The sequence below is a fragment of the Rugamonas rivuli genome (assembly GCF_009380165.1).
GTDB lineage: Bacteria > Pseudomonadota > Gammaproteobacteria > Burkholderiales > Burkholderiaceae_D > Rugamonas > Rugamonas rivuli.
Genome location: NZ_WHUF01000004.1, coordinates 329,521 through 351,081, shown reverse-complemented (window position 1 = coordinate 351,081; position 21,561 = coordinate 329,521). Strand labels below are relative to the sequence as shown.

Sequence of the window (21,561 nt, the reverse complement as noted above, 5' to 3'; positions counted from 1 at the left end):
GCGATGAAATCAGTTCACAGCATCGCTGTGCTGAGCGCCGTGCTGCTGTCCGCCTGTGGCGGCGGCAGTGGCGGTGATCAGGCCAGCAGCACCGCACCACGCGTGCTTTCCGGCGGCATTACCACCGCCGCCGCCAGCGCATGCCCGGCATGGACCGCCACCGCGGTCTACACCGCCGGCATGTGCGCGATCTACCAGGGCAAGCAGTACGAGGCCAAATGGTGGGTGCAGGGCACCGCGCCCAATCCTACCGATACCTGGGGGCCGTGGAAGTACATCGGCGAAGCCACCGATCCGCAACCGCCTGATCCAGGCACGCCGCAACCGGGCAGCGTGCCGACCAAGGCCCAGGCGGAAGCGCGCGAAGCGCAGCTGACCAACAACGACTTCTTCCGCACGGTGAAAGCGTCGATACGCACGCTGGACAACGCGGCGGTGGACGCGGTGTCGCCCGGCGCGGCGGCCAACCCGGCCAACGTCAAGCGGGTGGAGCGCTTGCTGACGTCGGCCAAGTGGGACTATTACTTCGGCATCCGTGAGCCCAGCTACACGTACGGCCGCTTCCTGCAGGCGGTGGCCAAGTTCCCGGCGGTGTGCGGCGACTACACCGACGGCCGCGACGCCGACGCCATCTGCCGCCATACGCTGGCGACGATGTTCGCTCACTTCGCGCAGGAGACGGGTGACCACAACGCCAGCATCCCGCTGCCGCAGTGGCGCCAGGGCTTGAAGTATCTGCGCGAGATGGGTTGCGACGAAACCGGCACCAACTGCGGCTACAACGTCGAATGCGCGGACCCGGTGTTCAACACTGTCTGGACCTGCGGTAAAAACGCCGACGGCAGCTTCAAGAAGTATTACGGGCGCGGCGCCAAGCAGCTCTCGTACAACTACAACTACGGCCCTTTCTCGCAGGTGATGTACAACGGCGACCAGTCGGTGCTGCTGAAGAATCCCGACCTGGTGGCGTCGACCTGGCTGAACCTCGCCTCGGCGACGTTCTTCTTCGTCTACCCGCAACCGCCCAAGCCATCGATGCTGCATGTGCTGGACGGGACGTGGGTGCCGAATGCGGCCGACAAGGCGGCTGGCGCGGGTAACAACTTCGCCACCACCATCATGATCATCAACGCCGAATGCGGCACCGGCACGGAGAAGGCGGCAGCGCAGAACCGCATCGACTACTACAAGCAGTTCGCGGCGGACATCGGCTGGAACGTCGGCAGCGAGCAGCTGTCGTGTGCGAACATGCAGCGCTTCACGGGTTCCAGTTCTGCGGCCTACAACATCTATTGGGAGAAGAACTGGAACAACGGCGGCGATTATCAGTGCCAGCTGGTGAGCTATCAAACGCCATACAGTGCTCTCATCGCCGGCAACTATACCAAGTGCGTGGAGAAGAACTGGAATGTGACGCTCAAATGATGTGATGGCATACAATGGTCGGGCCGACAGCAACAGGGAGGCCGACCATGCCTATGCACTACCTGCGGGCTTTAACCAGCCCGCAACGCACCGATATCAGCAACCGCCGCCTTGGCCGTTCGCTGGCCTTCGTGGCCGGCGCGGTCAATGCCGGCGGTTTTTTCGCAGTGGGACAGTACACATCGCACATGTCCGGCATCGTCTCCGCGCTGGCCGACAACGCCGCGCTGGGCGAGGTGCGCCTGTTGGCGGCGGGGCTGGTGTCGTTGCTGGCGTTTCTGTCTGGCGCAGCGGTTTCCGCGATCCTCATCAACTGGGGACGGCGGCGCGGCGCGCATAGCCAGTATGCGCTGCCGCTGATCGTGGAGGCCGCGCTGCTGCTGTGCTTTGGGCTGATGGGCGCCCGGCTGGACGCCTCCGGCCAGATATCGGCCATCGTCGCTTTGCTGTGCTTTGTCATGGGGCTGCAAAACGCCATCGTCACCAAGGTGTCGCGTGCCGAGATCCGCACCACACATGTCACCGGCCTGGTGACGGACATCGGCATCGAACTGGGGAAACTGTTTTTCTGGAATAGCAGCGCCTCGGCGGACAAGGTCATGGCAGACCGGGGCAAGTTGCGGCTACTGGGTTCCTTGCTGGCGATGTTCCTGTTGGGCGGCCTGGCTGGCGCCTTCGGCTTCAAATACCTGGGCTTCATCGTCACCGTGCCGCTGGCTTTGGCGCTGCTGTCGCTGGCGATTATTCCGGTGTTCGATGATCTGCACGCGCGCGGGCGAAATACTCCCTGACGTAGCGCTTGGGGACTTCGGTAAATCCATAGTGCTCATAAAACAGGTGCGCAAGCGGCCGGCGCATGCTGCTTGAGAGTTCCGTATGGCTGCAGCCGCGCGCCACCGCTTCCTGTTCCGCGCATCGAATGAGCGCCGTGCCGGCGCCGCTTCGGCGTATCGTTTCATCGACGACGAAAGCGGTGATCACCGCATACTGCGCCGTCGTGTTCATCGGCAGCACGTAGTTTTGCGTGACGACGCCGATGATCCCTTCATCGTTCGCGGCGACCCAGCAATTGGCATCGCGGCTGTTGAATTCATCCCAGCGCTGCTCAAGATCGGTGACGGTATTGGGATAGCCCAGCTGAAAAAACAGATCGGCAAGGCGGGGCAGGTCGGTGATGACGGCTTTTCGAATAATCATGGTGGCTGGCGTGTAGGCACGGGAACGGCGCCATCCCCGTGTTGGTAAAAAAATCAGAAGGCGTGGCGCAGGCCGACGTTGAACTCACGCGTGCCGCCCACGGCGCCGGGCTGGCCCGCTGTTGGCAGTGTCGCGCTGTAGGTATGGTACGCGGCGCCGTTCTTGTTGACCATGCGCGCCGCCGACATGTAGGCGATGGTGCGCTTGGACATATCGTAGGTCCAGGTCACGGCGATTTGATGCGCGTCCTTGTCGGCGCTGCTCTTGTCGTCTTTGCGGATATAGCTCGCCAGCAGCGTGTTGGCGCCGAACGGGATCGATGCGCCGAGCAGCAGGTCGCGATTGTCGGTGCTGCCGCTTCCCTTGTTGCTGCCGTAGATGACGATCGCCTTCAGCACCTGGAAGTTGTAGCTGCCGCTGAGGACATAGTTGGTCGACTTGTCGCTGGCGGTGGCGTTGTTCAGCGAGTTGTAGCCGGCCTTGAACAGCACAGGGCCGTCTGCGTACGTGACGGACGCGCCGATGTCGCGCGAGGCGGCGCTGTTGCCGGCCACTTCACCGAAACCATACAGCACGTCTGCGGTGACGCCGCCGACGGTGGGCGTCGTGTATTTCACTGCGTTGTTGATGCGCTTACCGTTGGTGGCGAACAGATTGCTGCCCGCGCCGGCAAAGCCGTCGTCCATCGGCTCCACCAGTTTCCACGCCAGGTATTCCGGCCCGTACTGGCGGCCCATCGTGATCGCGCCCAGCGTATTGCTCTTGATGCCGACGAAAGCCTGGCGGCCGAACAGCAGGCCGCCCTGGTCGGAGGCGCCGGTGTCGGCCAGGATGCCTGATTCCAGCGTGAAGATGGCCGACAGTCCGTTGCCCAGGTCTTCCGCGCCCTTGAAGCCGATACGGCTGCCTTGCAGCGTCCCGCTTTGCATCTTGGTGTCGTTGCCGTTGAAGCCCGAGCTGCCGGCGGTGGCGCCGGAGACGGTGGCGACGCCGACATCCAGCACGCCGTAGATGGCGACGTTCGATTGTGCCAGCGCGCCGCCGGTGCAGGCCGCGCACAACGCGGCGGCGAGGAGTTGTTTGTTCATTCCGTTGATTCCCGATGAAGAGTAGAAGAGGTGCCCATGCCAGGTCCGATGCCTGAGCGCCGAAGCTTAATCGCCGATTATTACAAGATCGTGACGTCTAGACGACTAAATATCGAGATCAAAATAAAAATACAGACATCTAGATGTCATTGAGCCGTCACATTCGATGGCTAAGATGGCGTTCTCGTTCAACTTTCTGGAGCTGCAGATGTCCGTCTCATATATTCGCAAGTCGCTCGCCGCCGTCCTGTCCATGGGCGCGCTGGCGGCGCATGCCGACACCACGCTGACCGTGTACACCGCATTGGAGGCGGACCAACTGAAAGCCTATCAAGCGAAATTCGAAGCCGACAATCCGGACATCAAGCTCAAATGGGTGCGTGATTCGCACGGCATCATCGCCGCCAGGCTGCTGGCCGAAAAAGCCGCACCGCAAGCCGACGTGGTGATGGGCGTGGCCGCCACCGCGCTGCTGTTGCTGGACAAGGAAGGCATGCTGCAGCCTTACTCGCCCAAGGATGTCGACAAGCTGTCCAAGCGCTATGTCGACAGCGCTGTGCCACCGAGCTGGGTGGGCATGGATGTGTGGGGCGCGGCGATCTGCTTCAACACGGTGGAAGCGGCCAAGCTGGGATTGAAGAAACCGGAATCGTGGAAGGATCTGCTCAAGCCCGAGTACAAGGGCAAGATCGTCATGCCGCATCCTGCTTCCAGCGGCACCGGCTATTTCGACGTGACCGCGTGGCTGTCGCTGTTCGGCGAAAAAGAGGGCTGGACCTTCATGGACAAGCTGCATGAGAACATCGCCCAGTACACGCACTCCGGCTCCAAGCCGTGCAAACAGGCGGCTGCCGGCGAGTTCCCCATCGGGATCTCGTTCGAGTACCGCGCCGCCAAGCTGAAGGAAGGCGGTGCGCCGCTGGACGTGGTGCTGCCGAAAGAAGGCCTGGGCTGGGACATCGAGGCGACCGCCATCCTCAAAGGCAGCAAGAACCAGGAAGCGGCGCGCAAGCTGGCCGATTGGTCGGCATCGCGGTCGGCCAATGAACTGTTTGCGAAAAACTTCGCCATCGTCGCGTATCCCGGCATTACCAAGCCGCACCCCGCCATCCCAGCCGGCTACGAAACGCTGCTGATCAAGCAGGATCTGAAATGGTCCGCGCGCGAGCGTGAACGCATCCTGGCCGAATGGACCCGGCGCTACGACGGCAAGGCAGAGCCGAAATAAGGGCAGGAACATGAAGCAGACCGATTTCCCGTTGTCCGTGCCAGAACTCGCATCGCCGCAGGCGGACTGGTTGCGCATTGAAGGCGTTAGCAAGCGTTTCGGTTCGACGCTGGTGCTGGACCAGATCGACCTGACGGTGCGGCGTGGCGAGTTCCTTTGCCTGCTTGGCCCATCCGGCTGCGGCAAGACGACGCTGCTGCGGGTGATCGCCGGACTGGAGGCGCAGGATGGCGGGGTGGTCGTGATGGGCGGGCGCGATATCGGCATCCTGCCGCCGGCCAAGCGCGATTACGGCATCGTCTTCCAATCGTATGCCCTGTTCCCCAACCTGACGGTGGCGGAGAACGTGGCATACGCATTGAAGCTGCCGCGCAAGGAGCGCAGCGCGCGCGTCGCGCAGCTGCTGCAGATGGTGGAGCTGGACGGCAAGCAGGAGCACTATCCGGCGCAGCTGTCGGGCGGGCAGCAGCAGCGCGTGGCGCTGGCGCGGGCCCTGGCGACGTCGCCCAGTCTTCTGCTGCTGGACGAACCCCTGTCCGCGCTGGATGCGCGGGTGCGCGACAATCTGCGGCAGGAGTTGCGCAGCTTGCAGCGCCGGCTGGGCATCACCGCCATCATGGTGACGCACGACCAGGAGGAAGCGCTGGCCATCGCCGACACCATCGCCGTCATGGCGCATGGCCGCATCGAGCAGGTCGGAACGCCGGAGCAGATCTATCGCGAACCCGCCACACGCTTTGTCGCCGATTTCGTCGGCTGCGCCAACTGGCTGCCGGTGCACCAGAACGAAGCCGGGCTTGTAACGGCGGGCGATATGTCGTTTGGACTCAGCCTGCCGGTGGGCGCGCGCGCCGCGACGGCGTTTTGCCGCCCGGAGGATATCTGCGTCGAGCCGCATTGGTCGGCCGGCGGCAGCATGACGATGGCGATCGTGGAACGCGTGGACTTTCTCGGCGGCGTGCGGCGCGCGGTGCTGACGCTGGCGGCCGAGCGCCATGTCGAGCTGACGGTCGATGTGGCGCGCAACGAGCCCGGATATGAACTGCTGGTGCCCGGCCAGCGCGTGCCCGTTTCGATCGCACCGCACAAGGTGCGTTATTTCGTCGATGGTGCGGCATGAGCGGATTGACGATGCCGCGTTTCATCCGCTTCGGCGCCGGCCTGCAAGGTATCGACGAGCGGATCGCCGGCCTGCTGCAATGGCTTTGCGTGGCGGCGTTGATGTTGTTTGTCGCGCTGCCGCTGGCGGCCATTTTTATCAAGGCGGGGCAGGACTCCAGCGGCGCGTTTGTCGGCCTGTCGCAGGTTGTGCGGACCGTCGCCGAGGAGCGCATCCAGGCCGCCGCCTGGAACAGCCTGAAGCTGGCTGCGATGACGTTGATGCTGGTGCTGCCTGCCGCCTTCGTATTCGCTTTCGCGCTGACACGTTCCCGCGTCCCCGGCAAGCCCTGGCTGCGCTTGATCGCCTTGTCGCCGCTGCTGGCGCCGTCGCTGATGCCGGCGATTTCGCTGGTCTACCTGTTTGGCAATCAGGGACTGATCAAGGGCTGGCTGGGCGGCGCAACGATCTATGGTCCGCTCGGCATTGTGCTGGGCGAAGCCTTCTACACTTTTCCGCACGCCTTGCTGATCCTGACCGCCGCGCTGTCGGTGGCGGATGCGCGTTTGTACGAAGCGGCGGTGGCGCTGGGCGCCGGACCGGTGCGGCGCTTCCTCACCATCACGTTGCCGAATGCCCGCTATGGCCTGGTGTCCGCCGCCACGCTGGTACTGACGATGGTGGTGACGGACTTCGGCGTGCCCAAGGTGATCGGCGGTCAGACCAATGTGCTGGCACTGGAGGCATACAAGCAGGTGCTGGGGCAGCAGAACTTCAATCGAGGATCCGTCATCGGCCTGCTGTTGCTGCTGCCGGCGCTGGCCAGCTTTGTCATCGAGCGCCGTGTCGCGAAGCGCGCGCAAGGCGCCATGAACGGCCGTTCGGTGCAATACCGCGCCGCGCCGAACGCATGGCGCGATACGGCGCTGTCGGCAGCCTGCTGCGCGGTAGCGCTGTTCCTGGTGGCGCTGACCGGCGTTGCGGTCGCGGCGGCGTTCATCAAGCTGTGGCCATACAACACTGAGCTGACTTTGGCGCACTTCGATTTCGAACATCAGGATGGCGGCGGCTGGCGTTCTTTCCTCAACAGCCTTTTGCTGTCCGGGACCAGTGCGCTGGCTGGCACGTTGCTGGTGTTCCTTAACGCTTATCTGATGGAGAAGATGCCACAGTCGCGCATCGCCGTGCCGCTGTCGCGTGCCATTGCCATCATACCGATGGCGGTGCCGGGCATGGTGCTGGGACTGGGCTACGTGCTGTTCTTCAGCGCTCCAGCCAATCCGTTGCATGGCCTGTATGGCGGCATGACGGTGCTGGTGGCTTCGTGCGTCAGCCACTTCTACACCACGGCGCACCTGACGTTGACGACATCGCTGCGCCAGATCGACGGTGAAATCGAAGCCGCCTCCCGTAGCCTTGGACGTCATTGGTGGGTCTGCTGCCTGCGCGTCACCTTGCCCATGGTGCTGCCGTCCATGTTGAACGTGTTCCGCTATCTGTTCGTCTCCTGCATGACGACGGTGAGCTGCGTGATCTTCCTCTATCGCCCGGATACCGAACTGGCGTCGCTGGCGGTGTTGAACATGGACGATTCTGGCGATACCGCCGCAGCCGCCGCCATGGCCACGCTGATTGTTGGCAGTTCCTGCCTCGTATCCCTGGTGCTGAATGCCCTGGGCTGGTGGTGCGAACGGCGCCTGCAAAGCTGGCGTGCTGCCTGAGTTTTTTTACATTTTTTTACCTCACTTGATATGACATCCATGCAAGCACCACTGCTGTTAACTCCTGGTCCCCTGACCACCACCGCCCGTACCAAGAACGCCATGCTGCACGACTGGGGTTCGTGGGACGGCGACTTCAATGCGCTGACCGCGCGCCTTGGCCGCCGTCTGCTTTCCATCATCGACGGCGGCGACAACTACGCTTGCGTGCCACTGCAGGGGTCCGGCACATTCGCCGTGGAAGCGGCCATCGGCACGCTGATGCCGCGTGACGGCAAGCTGCTGGTGCTGGTGAACGGCGCCTACGGCAAGCGCATGGCGCAGCTCACCGCCATGATGGGCCGCCGCGTCGACGTCGCCGATTTCGGCGAGACCTCGCCGGTCGATCCGGCTGTGGTGCGCGAACGTTTGGCCGCCGATCCCGATATCACCCACGTCGGTGTGATCTACTGCGAGACCAGCACCGGCATCCTCAATCCGCTGGCCGACATCGCCCACGAAGTCGCCGCCGCAGGCCGCAAGCTGGTGATCGACGCCATGAGCGCTTTCGGCGCATTGCCTTTGTCCTGCCGCGAACTGGCTTTCGAAGCGGTGGTCGGCTCCAGCAACAAGTGCCTGGAGGGCGTGCCGGGCATGGGCTTTGTGCTTGCGCGTACCGATGCGCTGGAGCAGGCGGAAGGCCGCTCGCATTCGCTGTCGCTGGACCTGCACGACCAATGGCGCTACATGAGCAGGACCGGCCAGTGGCGCTACACGCCGCCCACGCACGTGGTGGCGGCATTCGACTGCGCACTGGACCAGTATGAAGAGCAGGGCGGCCAGCCATCACGCCTGGCGCGCTACGAAGCCAATTGCGAAACACTGATCGATGGATTGGCCGCCATCGGACTGCGCTCCTTCCTGCCGTCGTCGATACAGGCGCCGATCATCGTTACCGTCCATGCGCCAGACCATCCGAACTGGAATTTCACCGAGTTCTATCGACGGGTGAAGGAGCACGGCGTGATCCTGTACCCGGGCAAGCTGACGGCGGTGGAGACCTTCCGCGTTGGCTGTATCGGCGCCATCGACTCCGGCGACATGGAGCGCGGCGTCGCGGCTATCGCCAGCGTGCTGGCGGACATGGGTATGCAGACCAACTAACCTGAGGATATCAAGCATGAACATCATTACAAACAGCCAGCGAGCGCCGGCCTACAAGGGCGGCGTGCAGGCGGTCATCTTCGACTGGGCCGGCACCCTGGTCGATTTCGGTTCGTTCGCGCCGACGCAGGTATTGATCGACGCCTTCGCCGGCTTCGGTGTGGACATCTCGCTGGCGGAGGCCCGCGTGCCGATGGGATTGGCCAAGTGGGACCACATACAGGCGCTGGGCCGCCAGGACGGCGTCTCCCAGCGCTGGCTGGAGCGCCTCGGCGCACCGATGGCGAATGCCGATGTCGATGCGCTGTACAGCGCCTTCCTGCCGTTGCAGGTGGAGCGCGTCGGGCAGTATTCCAGCCCGATCCGCGGCGCGGTTGAGGTGCTGTCCACGCTGCGTGCGCGTGGCGTGAAGATCGGCTCCTGTTCCGGTTATCCACGCGTGGTGATGGACAAGCTGCTGCCCAAGGCCGTCGCCGATGGCGTGGTGGTGGATCACGCCGTCGCCACCGATGACCTGCCGCCGGGCGGCCGCCCCGGCCCATGGATGGCGCTGGAAAACGTGATCGCGCTGGGCGTGAAGGACTTGCCGGCCTGCGTCAAGATCGACGATACCACTCCCGGCATCGCGGAAGGCCTGGCTGCGGGCATGTGGACGGTGGGCGTGGCCATGTCCGGCAATGAGGTCGGCCTGACGGAGCAGCAACTGGCGGCGCTGCCCGAATCCGAGCGCGAGCGCCTTGGCGCGGCGGCGGCGGACAAGCTGCTGTCGGCTGGCGCCCACTATGTCATCGACAGCATCGCCGGGCTGCCGGAGGCGATCGCGCTGATCGAGGCCAGGCTGCGTCTGGGGGAGCGGCCATAGGCGCGCGTACCACTTCCACGGCAAATATGCGACAATCGGCGCGGTCCCTTTTTCCGCCCGATGGAGTACTGCTGAATGTCTGAAAATATGATCGTCCGCCAGGCCGGCACCACCGTCTGGAAGCAGATCCAGGAGTCGCTGGGCAATGAGATCCTGGGCGGCCGCCTGCAAGGGCGCCTGCCGAACGAAACGGAACTGGCGGAACGTTACGCCGTCAACCGGCATACGGTGCGGCAGGCGGTGAAGGCCCTGGTCGAGCAAGGCATGGTGGAAGTGGTGCACGGCCGTGGCACCTTCGTGCGCGAGGACTTCATCGATTACCAGATAGGCCGTCGTACGCGCCTTGCGCACAGCGTCGTCAAAGCGCGCCGTGTCGGCAAGAGCGAGATACTCGACTGGGAAAGCCTGCGGCCTTCGGCGGAGATCGCCGGCCTGCTCGACCTGACTTCGCGCGCGAAGACGCTGGCGGTTAATTCGCTGGACGTGGTCGACGGCAAAGTGATCGGCGTATGCACCCAGTACTTTCCGCTGCCGCGCTTCGAAGGATTCGGCGAGGCGTATTCGAAGGCGGGCAAGACGCACCTGGCGCTGGCGCAGTTCGGCGTCGAGCAGTTCCAGCGCAAATTGAGCCGCATCACCGCGCGCCTGCCGACCAACGAAGTGGCGCAGCAACTGGGGCAACCGACCTCGCTGCCTATCCTGTATGTGGAAACCGTCTATGTCGACCAGGACGGCAAGCCGTTCGAATACGGCATCTCCAATTTCAGCAGCGCCGCCGTACAACTGGTGATCGAACCGGACTAAATGATGAAGACATACAACGGCAGCTGCCATTGCGGTGCGGTGCGCTTCGAGGCGGATATCGATTTGAGCCAGGGCAGCCTGCGCTGCAATTGTTCGTTCTGCCTGAAGATACGCTGTTGGGCCGTGATGGTGAAGCCGGAAGCCTTCCGCCTGCTGGCCGGCGAGGCCGAGATGAACGTCTACCAGTTCGGCGCAAAGAACGAGCATCACTACTTCTGCAAGCATTGCGGCGTGCGCCCTTACGGCATCGGCAATTCGCCGCGCTACGGCGTGTTCTACGGCGTGAACGTCGCCAGCCTCGATGGCGTCAGCGACGAGGTGCTGGCCAACGCCCCCATCACCTACGTCGATGGCCGTGCCGACAACTGGATATCGCCGCCCGCCGAAACCCGTTATCTTTGACACCGATGATCAGACCCGCCACGCCGGACGATGCCGCAGCCATCGTCGCCATCTACAACCACTACATCGCCACCACCACCATCAGCTTCGAGGAGCATGCCGTCACGCCGGATGAGATGGCGGGACGCATCCGCGACGTCACCGCCGGGTTGCCCTGGCTGGTATATGAGCGGGATGGCACGGTACTCGGCTACGCCTACGCCACCAAGTGGCGTGCCCGCAGCGCCTACCGCTTCGCCGCCGAGACCAGCGTCTACGTGGCATTCGGGCAGGGCGGCAAGGGCATCGGATCGGCGCTGTACAAGGTGCTGCTGGCAGAGCTGCGCGCCCGCGAGATCCACATGGCGATAGGCGGCATCGCCCAGCCCAACGAAGCCAGCGTGGCGCTGCACGAAAGCCTGGGCTTCGAGAAGGTCGCGCACTTCAAGCAGGTAGGCCGAAAATTCGACCGCTGGATCGATGTCGGCTACTGGGAGCTGCAGCTTTCCTAGACCTGCTTACTTCGGCCAGCGCTTTGAATAGCTCGACTTGATCAACTCCGACACTTTTTCGAGGTCGTCGTAGTTGTCGTTGTTTTGCCAGGTGGTGTACATGAAGCCGTCCACGCCGGTCACGCCGTCCTTCTCGGCGGCGTCGAGGCTGTCGAGCCATTGCCTGGTACGGTCCAGGGTGCGGTCGTCGTAGTAGAGCGCTATCATCTGGTGGAACTTTCTATCGCTGAAGAATTTCAGCGAGGGGACTTGGAGGTTCTCGTTCGTCCGGTTATGAATCCAGTTCATGATGGTCGTGTTGCTATGCAATCCCTTCCAACCGTCCAGCAGCGTGCCGTTGACCGCCAGATAATGGTCGACCGCGTTCGCGTAGGGATCGAACATGTCGTTCCAGACATACATGTCGATGTTCTGGTTCTCTCTCGACAGCATGTTTTGCATGGTCCTGGCGGTGTTGGCCAGGTATTCGCCCGCCGTCAGATTGCCGCAGGACAGATCCCAGTTCATGATGCGCCATTCGTCGTAGTTGATGAAGAATTTAGACGACGCGAACAGTTGCTTGATGTTCTGGTAGGCGGCTCTTTGGACGTCGTAGTATTTGCTGGAGCAGGAGTTGCCCGGCGGGTTCCAGACCGGTAGCATATTCGTCGCCTCCTGGTAGCCCGACACCAGCAGACGATCCTTGTCATGGATGTCGCTGCCGGCCAGAATGAGCAGCGACTCGACGCCGACCTCGTAATCCTTGCCTTCGGTGTAGACGGTGCGCCCGCCGTTGGCCTCGGCGCTGACCACCACCGGCAGCGATGGCCGGCGCACGGCGTGGGCCAGGCCGATCTCGCGGATGTCGATATCGTCGATCAAGGCGAAGCCGGTCTTGGTGGTGCCGTTGCCCCAGGCGCCGATGTAGAGGCGGAAGCCTGTGTAGTCTCGGGTGTTGAAGTCGATGTTGTAGCGCGTCCAGTCCTGGGTCGTGGCGATGGCGTTGGCCTTGGCGTTCCACTTGCCGTTGGTAGTGCCCCAGCCGAGGTAGTTGCGGCTCAGGTAGAGCGGTATGTCGGTCTTGGGGTCGTCCTCCGCCGGCGGGAAGATTTGTATGCGCAGCGGGGCGTCGTAGTTTTGGGTCTTCACCGAGAAGGAGAGGCGGTAGGCGGTGTGCGGGTTGAGTTTGGTGAAAGGCCGGTACAGACGCGCCCGGCCATTCGGATCGGTCTGGTCCAGCCTGACAGCGCCGTTTTGCCCGCTGGTGTCGTAGTGGACGCTGGTGTCGAACAAGTACCAGCCCTCGGTGCCCTTGTCGAAGCCGCCGTTGCTCACGATCGAGCCGCCCACCGGCGTCGCCTTGCTGCCCTCCACCACGAAAGGCGTATTGCTGACAGGTAGGGCCTCGGCCAGCGTGGAGTCGATTTTCGCCGCGACGTCGGGGCTGCCGCCGACCGGTATCAGTTCGATGTCGTTGTCGCTGGCCAGCTTCTTGATCTCGTCGAAATTCGCCTGGAATTCCGGCGCCTCTCTCGGGTTAAGCAAGGAGGTGTAGGAATCGTCGCCGCCGACGTTGAGCATGATGCCGTTGTAGCCCGCCTGTTTGGCCCGGCCGATCAGCTCGACGAGTTTTTTGTAGGAGGCGTTCTCGACGCCGCGCTTGTAGCCCAGGCCGCCGTAGTAATAGATCCAGCGTTTCTTGAAGCAGTTCTCGCAGGAGGGCGTCGCGTTGTCCGAGAAATGGGGCGTTGCCGGCGCCGTTTCGGCGTAGGCATGATTGCCGATGCCGGCGGCGCTGAGCAACAAGGCAAAGGGGAGGACGGGCAGCCGGGAGGTGAGTTGAAAGCGCATGGTCTGGGTTTTTGTGGTGGAGGTGTGTCAATAATAACAACATTTCTCCACTAGCGGGGGCACAAGACGAAACTGATTAGACCAACTGCGTCGCCTTGTCCTCGGGCGCCAGCACGCAGCGCTTGCCCCCTTCCGATCGGGCGCGGTACAGCGCCTGGTCGGCCGCCAGCACCAGATCCTCGGTGCTGCCGTCCTGCGCCGCCGGCAGCGAAGCCACGCCGATGCTGGCGCTCACGCCACCCGATGACGCTTTCGCATTCGGCAGGTTCAGCGCGGCGATGGCATCCTCCATGCGGCGCGCGATCAGCATCGCTTCTTCGCCGCTGGTGCCGGGGGCGAGGAAGGCAAACTGGCCGGCGCCGTAGCGCGCCACCAGATCGCCCGCACGCTGCACCGCGCCGCTCAACGCATCGGCCACGCGCCGCAGCACATCGTCCGCCGCCTGCTGGCCGTAGTGGTCGCGGTAGGCGCCCAGATGGTCGATCTCCACCAGGCCTACGGCCATCAGCTTTTCTTCCCGCGCAGCGCGCCGCCACTCGCGCGCCAGTTGGTCGTCGAAGCAGCGGCGGTTGGCGATGCCGGTCAGGCTGTCGGTGGCCGACAGGTTGGCCAGCTTGTGCTGCACTACGCGCAGCGCCTCCGTGCGCTCCTGCACCAGCGCTTCCAGTTCGCGCGCCCGCGCATTCAGGCGCCGCACCGCCCAGCGGAACAGCACCGCCATCGACGCCAGCACCAGCAGCACCACGGCGCTGCGCGCCCACCACGTCTCCCACACCGGCGGCGTGATGGTGATCGGCAGGATGATTTCGTCGCGGCTGGCCACGCCCTTGTTGTTGGTGCCCTGCAGGTGGAAGTGGTACTTGCCCGGCGCCAGATTGGTGTAGGTCGCCACCGGATGTCCTGCATCCGCCTGCACCGGCTGCTGGTCGAAGCCTTCCAGCCAGTAGGAGTAGGCGTTCCGGCGCGGCTCGGCGAAATGCAGCGCGGCGAATTCGATCGAGATGGTGTTGGCGATCCACGGCAGGCTCAGTGAACGCGGCTGCGTCAGGCTGCCCTCCAGCACCACGTCCGCAGGCGGGTTCTTGCCGCCCAGCGAACGATTGAGCACGCGGATGTCGGTGATCGCCAACTGCGGCGGCCGAGAGGCGCTGCTGTGGATCGCCGGATTGACGGCGGTGACGCCGCTGCTGCTGCCGAAGTAGAGCAAGCCGTTGCTGGTGTTGGCGGCGGAGTCCATGTAGAAGCCCTCGGTCAGGCCGTCCTCCACCGAGTATTCGGTGACGGAGCTGGAGACCGGATCGATCTTGCTCAGGCCCGCCGCCGTCGTCACCCAGATCATGCCGTTTTTATCCGAGCGTATCGCTTCGATCAGGCGCGTACCCAGTTCACCCTTCTCCTGGATGCGGGTGATGGTGAAGGCGCCGTTTTTTCCGGCCACCACGTGGTTCAAGCCTTTCGACGTGCCGACCCACATGCTGCCGTCGGCATCCTGGTGCAGGCTGCTGACACGGTCGCTGCTCAGGCTTGCGGGATTCTTCGGATCGAGGCGGAAGTGGCGGAACTTGCCGGTCGCCGGGTCCAGCATATCGAGGCCGCCGCCGCGATAGAACTCGCCGCTCCATACGCGGCCGGCGCTGTCCTCCACCACCGTGGTGGCGCCGTTGACGCTGCGGCTGTCCGGGTTCTTGTCGTCGTGCGCGTGGCTCTCCACCGCGCCGCTGGCCGGATCGTAGCGCAGCAGCGCGGTGCCGGTGGCCAGCCACAGCACGCCGCCGCTTCCGGGCGCGATGGAATTGATGAAGTCCGTGGTCTTGCTGCCGAAGTGGATCACCTTGAACTGTCCGTCCTGCTTGTCCAGGCGGTTCAGGCCTTCGGAGGTGCCTATCCACAGCGTGCCTTCCGGCGCCTGGTAGGTGCTGTAGATGACGTTGGAGCTGAGAGCGCCGGGGCGCTTGGGCGTGGCGCTCCAGGTGCGCACCATCTCGCGCTTGGCCGGATCGAACAGCGCCAGGCCGTCGTCCAGCGCGAGCCACAGCTGGTTGTTGGCGGCGGCGCCCACGCTGCGCACGAAATTGCTGGACTTGACGAAGTCCGGATCGACGTCGCGCGGGACGAAGCGTTCGAAGCCGTGGTTGCCCAGGTTGGCGCGGCTCACGCCATCGGTCAGCGAGCCTACCCACAAGGTGCCGCTGCGGTCGCGCATGGTGGTGTTGATGGCGTCGCTGTTGAGGCTATGCGCGTCCTCGGCGCGGTGACGGTAGGACTGGAACTGGCGCAGCTCGCGGTCCCAGCGCAGCAGGCCGCTGGTGCGGGTGCTGATCCACATGTCGCCGGCGCGGTCTTCGTCGATGTCGGTCACGCGCTTGGCCTGCACGGACAAGGCCTCGCGCTTGTCCCAGGGTTCTCCCGCCTTCCACGTCACCAGGCCGTCGGCCGAACCTATCCACAGCGTGGCGGCGCTGTCGAAGTACAGTGCGCGCACGTCGTTGGCCTTGGGATTGGGATGATCGGGGTCGTCGACGCGGAAGTGCTGGAAGCCGGTGGCGCCGGGCGCCATGTAATCGAGCCCGCCGGGCCAGGTGGCGGCCCAGACGCCGCCCTTGTTGTCGACGGCGACGGCGTTGATGTCGTTGTAGGTCAGGCTGTCCGGTTTGGCGTCGTCGTGCTGGTAGATGACGAAGCTGCCCTTGCGCGGGTCGAAGTGATGCAGGCCGCCCCAAGTCGCCACCCACATGCCGCCCTTGTAGTCGGAGACGATGCGGCGCACGATGCGCGCGTTGTTCGGCCCACCTTTGGGCAGATAGCGCGTGAAGTTGTTGGCCACCGGGTCGAAGCGCGCCAGGCCTTCGTCGGTGCCTACCCACAGCTTGCCGGTTTCGTCCTCGAACAGCGAGGTGACGCGGCCGCCCGGAAGGCTGTGCGGGTCGGACGGGTCGTTCATGTAGCGCACCTGCTTATGGCCGTCGTGGCGGAACAAGCCGCCCTCGATGGTGCCGATCCAGACGAAACCCTGCCGGTCCTGGAGGATGGCGAGGATGGCGCGGCTGTCGGCGCCCAGCGAATCGACCGCGGTGAAGGCCAGCGGGCGCGGCGCCGCCAGCGATGGCGCGGCGTGCAGGCAGGCCAGCGCGCCGCACAGCAGCAGGCGGAGGATGTGGCGTAAGGGCGTGCGCGGCATGGTGTGACCTTGGTATTTTGGCTGTCCAAGTAAAGCACATAAATGGCCGCCATGGAAGCGGTTGCGCAACACTTTTCCGCTATAATCGAAAGACAAACATTCATGCAACGCAAGGCGCCATGGACGGATCTTCAGACGGAGTACCCCAGCACCCGGCGCCGCCATCGGCCCGGAAGCCTTTGCACATATGGGCCGCTTTGCGGCAGCGCGGCCTGCCGGGCAGGCGTGCCATGCGCTGGGCCGCGCTGGCGCTGCTGCTGGCCGGCGGCGCGGTGCTGATCCAGCGCCAGGTGGTGTTCCAGCAGCACGCGCGCGAACTGAAGGCTGCGGCGGACGACATCGCGCGCCAGATCCAGATCGACAGTACCGACGGCCGCGTGATGGGCGGCGCGATTCTCATGGGATTGGTGGAGGACAGCGTCAAGCTGCTGCTGGCCGGCGAGCTGGCGGCGGACGCCTACCGCCTGCACGTGGACTTCGCCGCAGTCCTCGACCAGTACAGCGCCGACACCGTGTTCGTGCTGAACGGCGAGGGCACCACCGTCGCTTACCTGAACAAAGAGGGCAAGGCCATCGGCGTGGGCCGCAACCTGCGCTACCGGCCGTACAGCCGGCGCGCGCTGGGCGGACAGGCCAACGTCTACGCCGCCATCGGCAGCAATTCGCACGAGCGCGGACTGTATTTCGCCGCGCCCATCTACAGCGGCAATTCGCGCGATACGCCGATTGCCGGCGTCTACACCATCAAGATGCCGGCCGGTGAAATCGACCGCGTTCTCTCCCGCAGCAAGGATCCGGTGCTGCTGCTGTCGCCGGACGGCGTGGTGTTCGCCACCAACCGCAACGAGTGGCTGTTCACGCTGGCCGGGAAGGTCGCGCCTGCGCGCCTCGCCCAGCTGGAAAAGGAGAAGCAGTTCGGCGAGCTGTTCTCCGGCACCGGCCCGCTGCAGCTGCCGTTCGAACCGACCGGCAAACAGGTCGGCATCAACGGCCGCACGCACGCGCTGGCCGCCAGCAATTTGAACTGGCCGGACGACGGCGGCGCCTGGCGCGTGCTGGTCGTGCAGGACAAGGCCGAGTGGCTGCCGCTGTGGAACCAGCTGGCGCTGGCCGCCGCCTGCATCGCCGCCGTCTGGCTGTGCGCGATGGTGGTCACGGGCCGCACCCGCGCCGCCGAAAGCGCGCGCCGCCTGCGCTTCGAGAACGAGCGCCGCATGCGCGAGATCACCAACAACCTGCCGGTGGCCGTGTACCAGTTCCAGATGGACGCGTCGGGCCAGCCGCGCTTCCGCTTCATGAGCCCCGCGATCACCGCCATCACCGGCTTGCAGGCCAGCGATGTGCTGGACGACGGCGCCATGCTGTTTGCGCTGCTCGATCCGGATGGCCGCGCAGGCCTGCTGGCGCAGATCGCCGACAGCGCGCGGCAGCACTGGTCCATCCATCGCCGCGTGGAGTTTGGCGCGCAGGGGCTGGTGGCGGCGCGCTGGGTCGACATCCACTGCACCTGCGTGCACCAGCACGCGGACGAGGAAGTGTGGAACGGCTACCTGGCCGACGTCACCGCCGAGCACACGGCGGGGCAGGCGCTCAGCGCCGCCAAGCAGACCGCCGAAGACGCCACGCGCAGCAAGTCGCTGTTCCTGGCGAATATGAGCCACGAGATCCGCACGCCGATGAACGCCATCATCGGCATGAGCCACCTGGCGCTGAAGACCGGCCTGACGCCGCGCCAGCACGACTACGTGCAGAAGATCCAGCGCGCCGGCCAGCATCTGCTGGGCATCATCAACGACATCCTGGATTTCTCCAAGATCGAGGCCGACAAGCTGCAGGTGGAGAACCAGCCGTTCGAACTCGATCAGCTGCTGGAGAACCTGGCCACGCTGATCGGTGACAAGGTCAACGCCAAGGGCCTGGAGCTGGTGTTCGACGTCGCCCCCGACGTGCCGACCGCGCTGGTGGGCGATGCGCTGCGGCTGGGCCAGATCCTGATCAACTACGCCAACAACGCCGTCAAGTTCACCGAGCAGGGCGAGGTGGCGGTGACGGTGCGCGTGCGCGGCAGCGACGAGCACCGCGTGCTGCTGCACTTTGCCGTGCGCGACACCGGCATCGGCTTGAGCGAAGAGCAGATGCGACAGCTGTTCCAGAGCTTCCAGCAGAGCGACGCCTCCACCACGCGCAAATACGGCGGCACCGGCCTTGGCCTGGCGATCTCCAAGAAACTGGCGCAGCTGATGGGCGGCGAAGTCGGCGTCGAGAGCCAGCCGGGAGTTGGTTCGACCTTCTGGTTCACCGCCCGCCTGGAGATAGGCCAGAGCGCGCGGCCGTCGCTGCTGCCGTCGCCGGACCTGCGCGGCAAACGTCTGCTGGTGGTGGACGACAACGACAGCGCGCGCAGCGTGCTGGCCGAACTGCTGCGTGGCATGCGCTTCGATGTGCGGGTGGCGTCGTCCGGTGCCGAGGCGCTGGGCATGGTGCGTGATGCCGCCGTCGGCGGCGAGCCGCTGCACGTGGTGCTGCTGGACTGGCAGATGCCGGGCATGAGCGGCATCGACACGGCGGCCGCCATCAAGGCGCTGGCGCTGCAGGAGCCGCCGCGCATGATGATGGTGACTGCCTACGGCCGCGAGGAAGTGCAGCAGCAGGCGCACAGCGCCGGCATCGACGATGTGCTGATCAAGCCGGTCAACGCTTCGGTGCTGCTCAATACCCTGATCCGCTTGCTGGGTGGCGAAGTGGACGACAGCGCGCTGGCGCGTCCGGCGCCGGTCAGTACGCTGGCCGCGCTGGCGACCCTGCGCGGCGCCCGCGTGCTGCTGGCCGAGGACAATGAATTGAACCAGCAGGTGGCGGCGGAGCTGCTGGCCGACGCCGGCCTGGTGGTGGATATCGCCAACAATGGCGCGGAGGCGGTGGCGATGGCGCAGCGCGCGCAGTACGACATCGTCCTGATGGACATGCAGATGCCGGTGATGGACGGCGTCGAGGCCACCCGCGCGCTGCGCGCCTTGCCGGCGCTGGATGGCTTGCCGGTGGTGGCGATGACGGCCAACGCCATGCAGGCCGACCGCGAGTTGTGCATACAGGCGGGCATGGTGGACTTCGTCATCAAGCCGATCGAACCGGACGACTTGTGGCGCGCGCTGCTGCGCTGGGTGCCGCCGCGCCATGCGATGCCGGCGCCCGACAGCGTCCAGGACGACGCCTCGCCGCACGCACCTCCGCACGCGCCGGCCGCGCAGGAAGACGATTTCCCGCAAGCCATCACAGGCCTGGACATGGTGAGCGGCTTGCGCCGCGTGCTGGGCAAGCGGCCGCGTTATCTGGCCATGCTGCGCGGCTTTGTCGCCAACCAGGCGGGCGCCGTGCGGCAGATCTCCGCGCTGATCGCGGCGGGCGACCGCGCCGGCGCCGAACGCGGGGCGCATACGCTCAAAGGCCTGGCCGGCAATATCGGCGCGAGCGCCTTGCAGTTACTGGCGGGGGAAGCGGAACATGCGCTGTCGCCGGCGGCGGTGGGCGAAGCCGGCGCCGCCGAGCTGTCGGTGCGGTTGGCGCCGCAGTTGGCGCAGCTTGAATCGGTGCTGGCGGGGCAGGTGGCCGCCATCGTTGAATGCCTGCCGGCGGAAGCGGCGCTGGCCGCCGTGGAAGTCGACCCGGCTCAGCGCGACGCCGTCGTGCGCGAACTGGCCGAACTGCTGGCCGACGACGACGCCCGCGCCGAACGGGTGCTGGTGGAACATGGCGCGCTGCTGGCGGCGTCCTTCCCGCAGCATTACCGCAAGCTGGAACAGGCGGTCGGCGATTTCGACATGGAGCTGGCGCTGTCGGTGCTCAACAGCGCCACCGGGGCGGCCGCGATGGCCGACCCCAGCCTGCATCAATAGGTGGTCAGTGGAACCGGCTGGCCGCCCTTGAAGTTGAAGATCGTCACAGGCGACTGTTTCATGTCGCCGTGCTCGTCGAACGAGTAGGTGCCGGTCACGCCCTTGTACGCACCGGCGCTGATGGCCGCTCCCACTTTCTGCGGATCGAGCGAATTCGTTTTCTGCATCGCCTGCGCGTACATCATGGTCGCATCGTAGTAGGCGGCCGCGTAGACATCCGGCTCCTGCTTGAAGCGGGCCTTGAACTTGGCCTTGAAGGCCGGGCCGCTGGCTGCCTTGTCGAGGATTGCGCCGCCTTGCGAGCACAGGACGTTTTCGCCGACGGCGTCGCCACCCAGCTTGCCCATCTCCGCGGTGCAGATGGTGTCGCCGCCCAGCAGCTTGGCGTTGATGCCCAGCTGTTTCATCTGGCGTGCCATCGGTGCGCCCTGCGGTGCATAGCCGCCGAAGAAGATCGCTTCGACCTTCTTGTTTTTCAGCTTGGTCAGGATGGAGGTAAAGTCGAAGGCTTTATCGGTGGTGAACTCGTGGCCGGCCACGGTCATGCCGGCGGCCTTGGCCTGCTTCTTGAATTCTTCCGCCACGCCCTGGCCGAAGGCGGTGCGGTCGTCGATCACGGCCACGGTCTTCAGCTTCAGTTCATTGGCCGCGTACAGCGCCATCTTGGTGCCCAGCTGGGAGTCGCTGGCGTTCACGCGGAACAGGCCCTTGTAGCCTTGCTGGGTGAGCTTGGGATTGGTGGCGACGGATGCGATCAATACGCCGGCGTCGTTGTAGGCGCGCGAGGCGGGGATGGCGACGCCCGAGTTGTACGGGCCGACCACGTACTTGACGCCCTGGTCGATCAGCTTCTGTGCCGCCGCCACGCCGGCTTTCGGATCGCCCTGGTCGTCTTCCGATTGCAGTTCGAACTTGAGCTTCTTGCCTGCCACGGTGATCGGCTTGGCGTTCAGTTCCTCGACTGCCAGGCGCACGCCGTTTTCGTTGTCCTTGCCCGAAAACGCCTGCGCGCCGGACAGCGGGCCGCTATGGCCGATCTTGACGACGGTGTCCTGTGCCTGGACGCCGGCGGCGCCCAGCAGTGCGAGGGCGGCTGCAATATGCTTCAATTTCATGCGATCTCCTGATGTGTGTTGTAAGGCGATGACGAGATTATCGCCAAAAACGCAAAATATTATCGTGTGACTTGGGCTTTCGATT

General features: G+C 64.8%; 16 protein-coding genes. 11 read left to right on the top strand and 5 right to left on the bottom strand.

Annotated features, from left to right (window positions below; all coding sequences use genetic code 11):
• Positions 1-3 precede the first annotated feature (3 nt).
• Both GEV01_RS16550 and GEV01_RS16545 read left to right on the top strand, forming a co-directional pair.
• Positions 4-1,425: a glycoside hydrolase family 19 protein gene (locus GEV01_RS16550; protein WP_152806395.1), complete on the top strand. Its 1,422-nt coding sequence runs from the start codon at positions 4-6 to the stop codon at positions 1,423-1,425.
• 47 nt (positions 1,426-1,472) lie between these two features.
• Entirely contained in the window at positions 1,473-2,216 is a 744-nt protein-coding gene (locus GEV01_RS16545; RefSeq protein WP_152806393.1) for a YoaK family protein, read from the top strand.
• Here GEV01_RS16545 and GEV01_RS16540 read toward each other — a convergent pair.
• Together GEV01_RS16540 and GEV01_RS16535 are read right to left on the bottom strand one after the other, a co-directional pair.
• Positions 2,167-2,622: a GNAT family N-acetyltransferase gene (locus tag GEV01_RS16540; RefSeq protein WP_152806391.1), complete on the bottom strand. Its 456-nt coding sequence runs from the start codon at positions 2,620-2,622 to the stop codon at positions 2,167-2,169. The two genes, GEV01_RS16545 and GEV01_RS16540, sit on opposite strands and share 50 nt — an antisense overlap.
• A 53-nt stretch (positions 2,623-2,675) precedes the next feature.
• A complete protein-coding gene (locus tag GEV01_RS16535; protein ID WP_152806389.1) occupies positions 2,676-3,710 on the bottom strand; it encodes a porin in 1,035 nt (344 codons plus the stop codon).
• 208 nt (positions 3,711-3,918) lie between these two features.
• On the opposite strand from GEV01_RS16535, the gene GEV01_RS16530 reads away from it, so the two are divergent.
• The 8 genes from GEV01_RS16530 (at position 3,919) to GEV01_RS16495 (ending at position 11,460) form a co-directional block, all read left to right on the top strand.
• On the top strand, positions 3,919-4,938 hold the full coding sequence (locus tag GEV01_RS16530) for a putative 2-aminoethylphosphonate ABC transporter substrate-binding protein (RefSeq protein ID WP_152806387.1): 1,020 nt from the start codon (positions 3,919-3,921) through the stop codon (positions 4,936-4,938).
• Between the two features lie 10 nt (positions 4,939-4,948).
• Positions 4,949-6,058, top strand: a complete 1,110-nt coding sequence (locus GEV01_RS16525; RefSeq protein ID WP_152806385.1) for a putative 2-aminoethylphosphonate ABC transporter ATP-binding protein — start codon at positions 4,949-4,951, stop codon at positions 6,056-6,058.
• Positions 6,055-7,758 (top strand): putative 2-aminoethylphosphonate ABC transporter permease subunit, encoded by a 1,704-nt coding sequence (locus GEV01_RS16520; protein ID WP_235914394.1) that lies wholly within the window; start codon positions 6,055-6,057, stop codon positions 7,756-7,758. The genes GEV01_RS16525 and GEV01_RS16520 overlap by 4 nt, the downstream gene beginning before the upstream one ends.
• A gap of 30 nt (positions 7,759-7,788) precedes the next feature.
• A complete protein-coding gene (locus tag GEV01_RS16515) occupies positions 7,789-8,901 on the top strand; it encodes a 2-aminoethylphosphonate--pyruvate transaminase (protein WP_152806383.1) in 1,113 nt (370 codons plus the stop codon).
• A gap of 16 nt (positions 8,902-8,917) precedes the next feature.
• Positions 8,918-9,763 carry a phosphonoacetaldehyde hydrolase gene (gene phnX / locus GEV01_RS16510; protein WP_152806381.1) on the top strand — a complete coding sequence of 282 codons (846 nt, stop codon included), beginning with the start codon at positions 8,918-8,920 and terminating at the stop codon, positions 9,761-9,763.
• A 75-nt stretch (positions 9,764-9,838) separates the two neighbouring features.
• Positions 9,839-10,567: a phosphonate metabolism transcriptional regulator PhnF gene (phnF, locus tag GEV01_RS16505; protein ID WP_083296276.1), complete on the top strand. Its 729-nt coding sequence runs from the start codon at positions 9,839-9,841 to the stop codon at positions 10,565-10,567.
• Positions 10,568-10,969 (top strand): GFA family protein, encoded by a 402-nt coding sequence (locus GEV01_RS16500; RefSeq protein WP_152806379.1) that lies wholly within the window; start codon positions 10,568-10,570, stop codon positions 10,967-10,969.
• A gap of 5 nt (positions 10,970-10,974) precedes the next feature.
• Positions 10,975-11,460, top strand: a complete 486-nt coding sequence (locus GEV01_RS16495) for an arsinothricin resistance N-acetyltransferase ArsN1 family B (RefSeq protein WP_152806377.1) — start codon at positions 10,975-10,977, stop codon at positions 11,458-11,460.
• Between the two features lie 6 nt (positions 11,461-11,466).
• Here the strand turns inward: GEV01_RS16495 and GEV01_RS16490 are convergent, their stop codons facing one another.
• Entirely contained in the window at positions 11,467-13,290 is a 1,824-nt protein-coding gene (locus GEV01_RS16490; RefSeq protein ID WP_152806375.1) for a carbohydrate binding domain-containing protein, read from the bottom strand.
• Between the two features lie 76 nt (positions 13,291-13,366).
• Entirely contained in the window at positions 13,367-16,468 is a 3,102-nt protein-coding gene (locus GEV01_RS16485) for a ligand-binding sensor domain-containing diguanylate cyclase (protein ID WP_152806373.1), read from the bottom strand.
• A 230-nt stretch (positions 16,469-16,698) separates the two neighbouring features.
• On the opposite strand from GEV01_RS16485, the gene GEV01_RS16480 reads away from it, so the two are divergent.
• Positions 16,699-20,361, top strand: a complete 3,663-nt coding sequence (locus tag GEV01_RS16480) for a response regulator (protein WP_152807070.1) — start codon at positions 16,699-16,701, stop codon at positions 20,359-20,361.
• On the opposite strand, the gene GEV01_RS16475 is transcribed toward GEV01_RS16480, so the two are convergent.
• Complete coding sequence (locus GEV01_RS16475; protein ID WP_152806371.1) at positions 20,355-21,476, bottom strand: branched-chain amino acid ABC transporter substrate-binding protein; 1,122 nt, start codon at positions 21,474-21,476, stop codon at positions 20,355-20,357. The two genes, GEV01_RS16480 and GEV01_RS16475, sit on opposite strands and share 7 nt — an antisense overlap.
• Between the last annotated feature and the right edge of the window lie 85 nt (positions 21,477-21,561).

Excerpts from the sequence above, each read along its gene's own strand:
- GEV01_RS16550 (WP_152806395.1), top strand. The coding sequence starts at position 4 with ATGAAATCAGTTCACAGCATCGCTGTGCTGAGCGCCGTGCTGCTGTCC.
- GEV01_RS16545 (WP_152806393.1), top strand. The coding sequence starts at position 1,473 with ATGCCTATGCACTACCTGCGGGCTTTAACCAGCCCGCAACGCACCGAT.
- GEV01_RS16540 (WP_152806391.1), bottom strand. The coding sequence starts at position 2,622 with ATGATTATTCGAAAAGCCGTCATCACCGACCTGCCCCGCCTTGCCGAT.
- GEV01_RS16535 (WP_152806389.1), bottom strand. The coding sequence starts at position 3,710 with ATGAACAAACAACTCCTCGCCGCCGCGTTGTGCGCGGCCTGCACCGGC.
- GEV01_RS16530 (WP_152806387.1), top strand. The coding sequence starts at position 3,919 with ATGTCCGTCTCATATATTCGCAAGTCGCTCGCCGCCGTCCTGTCCATG.
- GEV01_RS16525 (WP_152806385.1), top strand. The coding sequence starts at position 4,949 with ATGAAGCAGACCGATTTCCCGTTGTCCGTGCCAGAACTCGCATCGCCG.
- GEV01_RS16520 (WP_235914394.1), top strand. The coding sequence starts at position 6,055 with ATGAGCGGATTGACGATGCCGCGTTTCATCCGCTTCGGCGCCGGCCTG.
- GEV01_RS16515 (WP_152806383.1), top strand. The coding sequence starts at position 7,789 with ATGACATCCATGCAAGCACCACTGCTGTTAACTCCTGGTCCCCTGACC.
- phnX (WP_152806381.1), top strand. The coding sequence starts at position 8,918 with ATGAACATCATTACAAACAGCCAGCGAGCGCCGGCCTACAAGGGCGGC.
- phnF (WP_083296276.1), top strand. The coding sequence starts at position 9,839 with ATGTCTGAAAATATGATCGTCCGCCAGGCCGGCACCACCGTCTGGAAG.
- GEV01_RS16500 (WP_152806379.1), top strand. The coding sequence starts at position 10,568 with ATGATGAAGACATACAACGGCAGCTGCCATTGCGGTGCGGTGCGCTTC.
- GEV01_RS16495 (WP_152806377.1), top strand. The coding sequence starts at position 10,975 with ATGATCAGACCCGCCACGCCGGACGATGCCGCAGCCATCGTCGCCATC.
- GEV01_RS16490 (WP_152806375.1), bottom strand. The coding sequence starts at position 13,290 with ATGCGCTTTCAACTCACCTCCCGGCTGCCCGTCCTCCCCTTTGCCTTG.
- GEV01_RS16485 (WP_152806373.1), bottom strand. The coding sequence starts at position 16,468 with ATGCCGCGCACGCCCTTACGCCACATCCTCCGCCTGCTGCTGTGCGGC.
- GEV01_RS16480 (WP_152807070.1), top strand. The coding sequence starts at position 16,699 with ATGCGCTGGGCCGCGCTGGCGCTGCTGCTGGCCGGCGGCGCGGTGCTG.
- GEV01_RS16475 (WP_152806371.1), bottom strand. The coding sequence starts at position 21,476 with ATGAAATTGAAGCATATTGCAGCCGCCCTCGCACTGCTGGGCGCCGCC.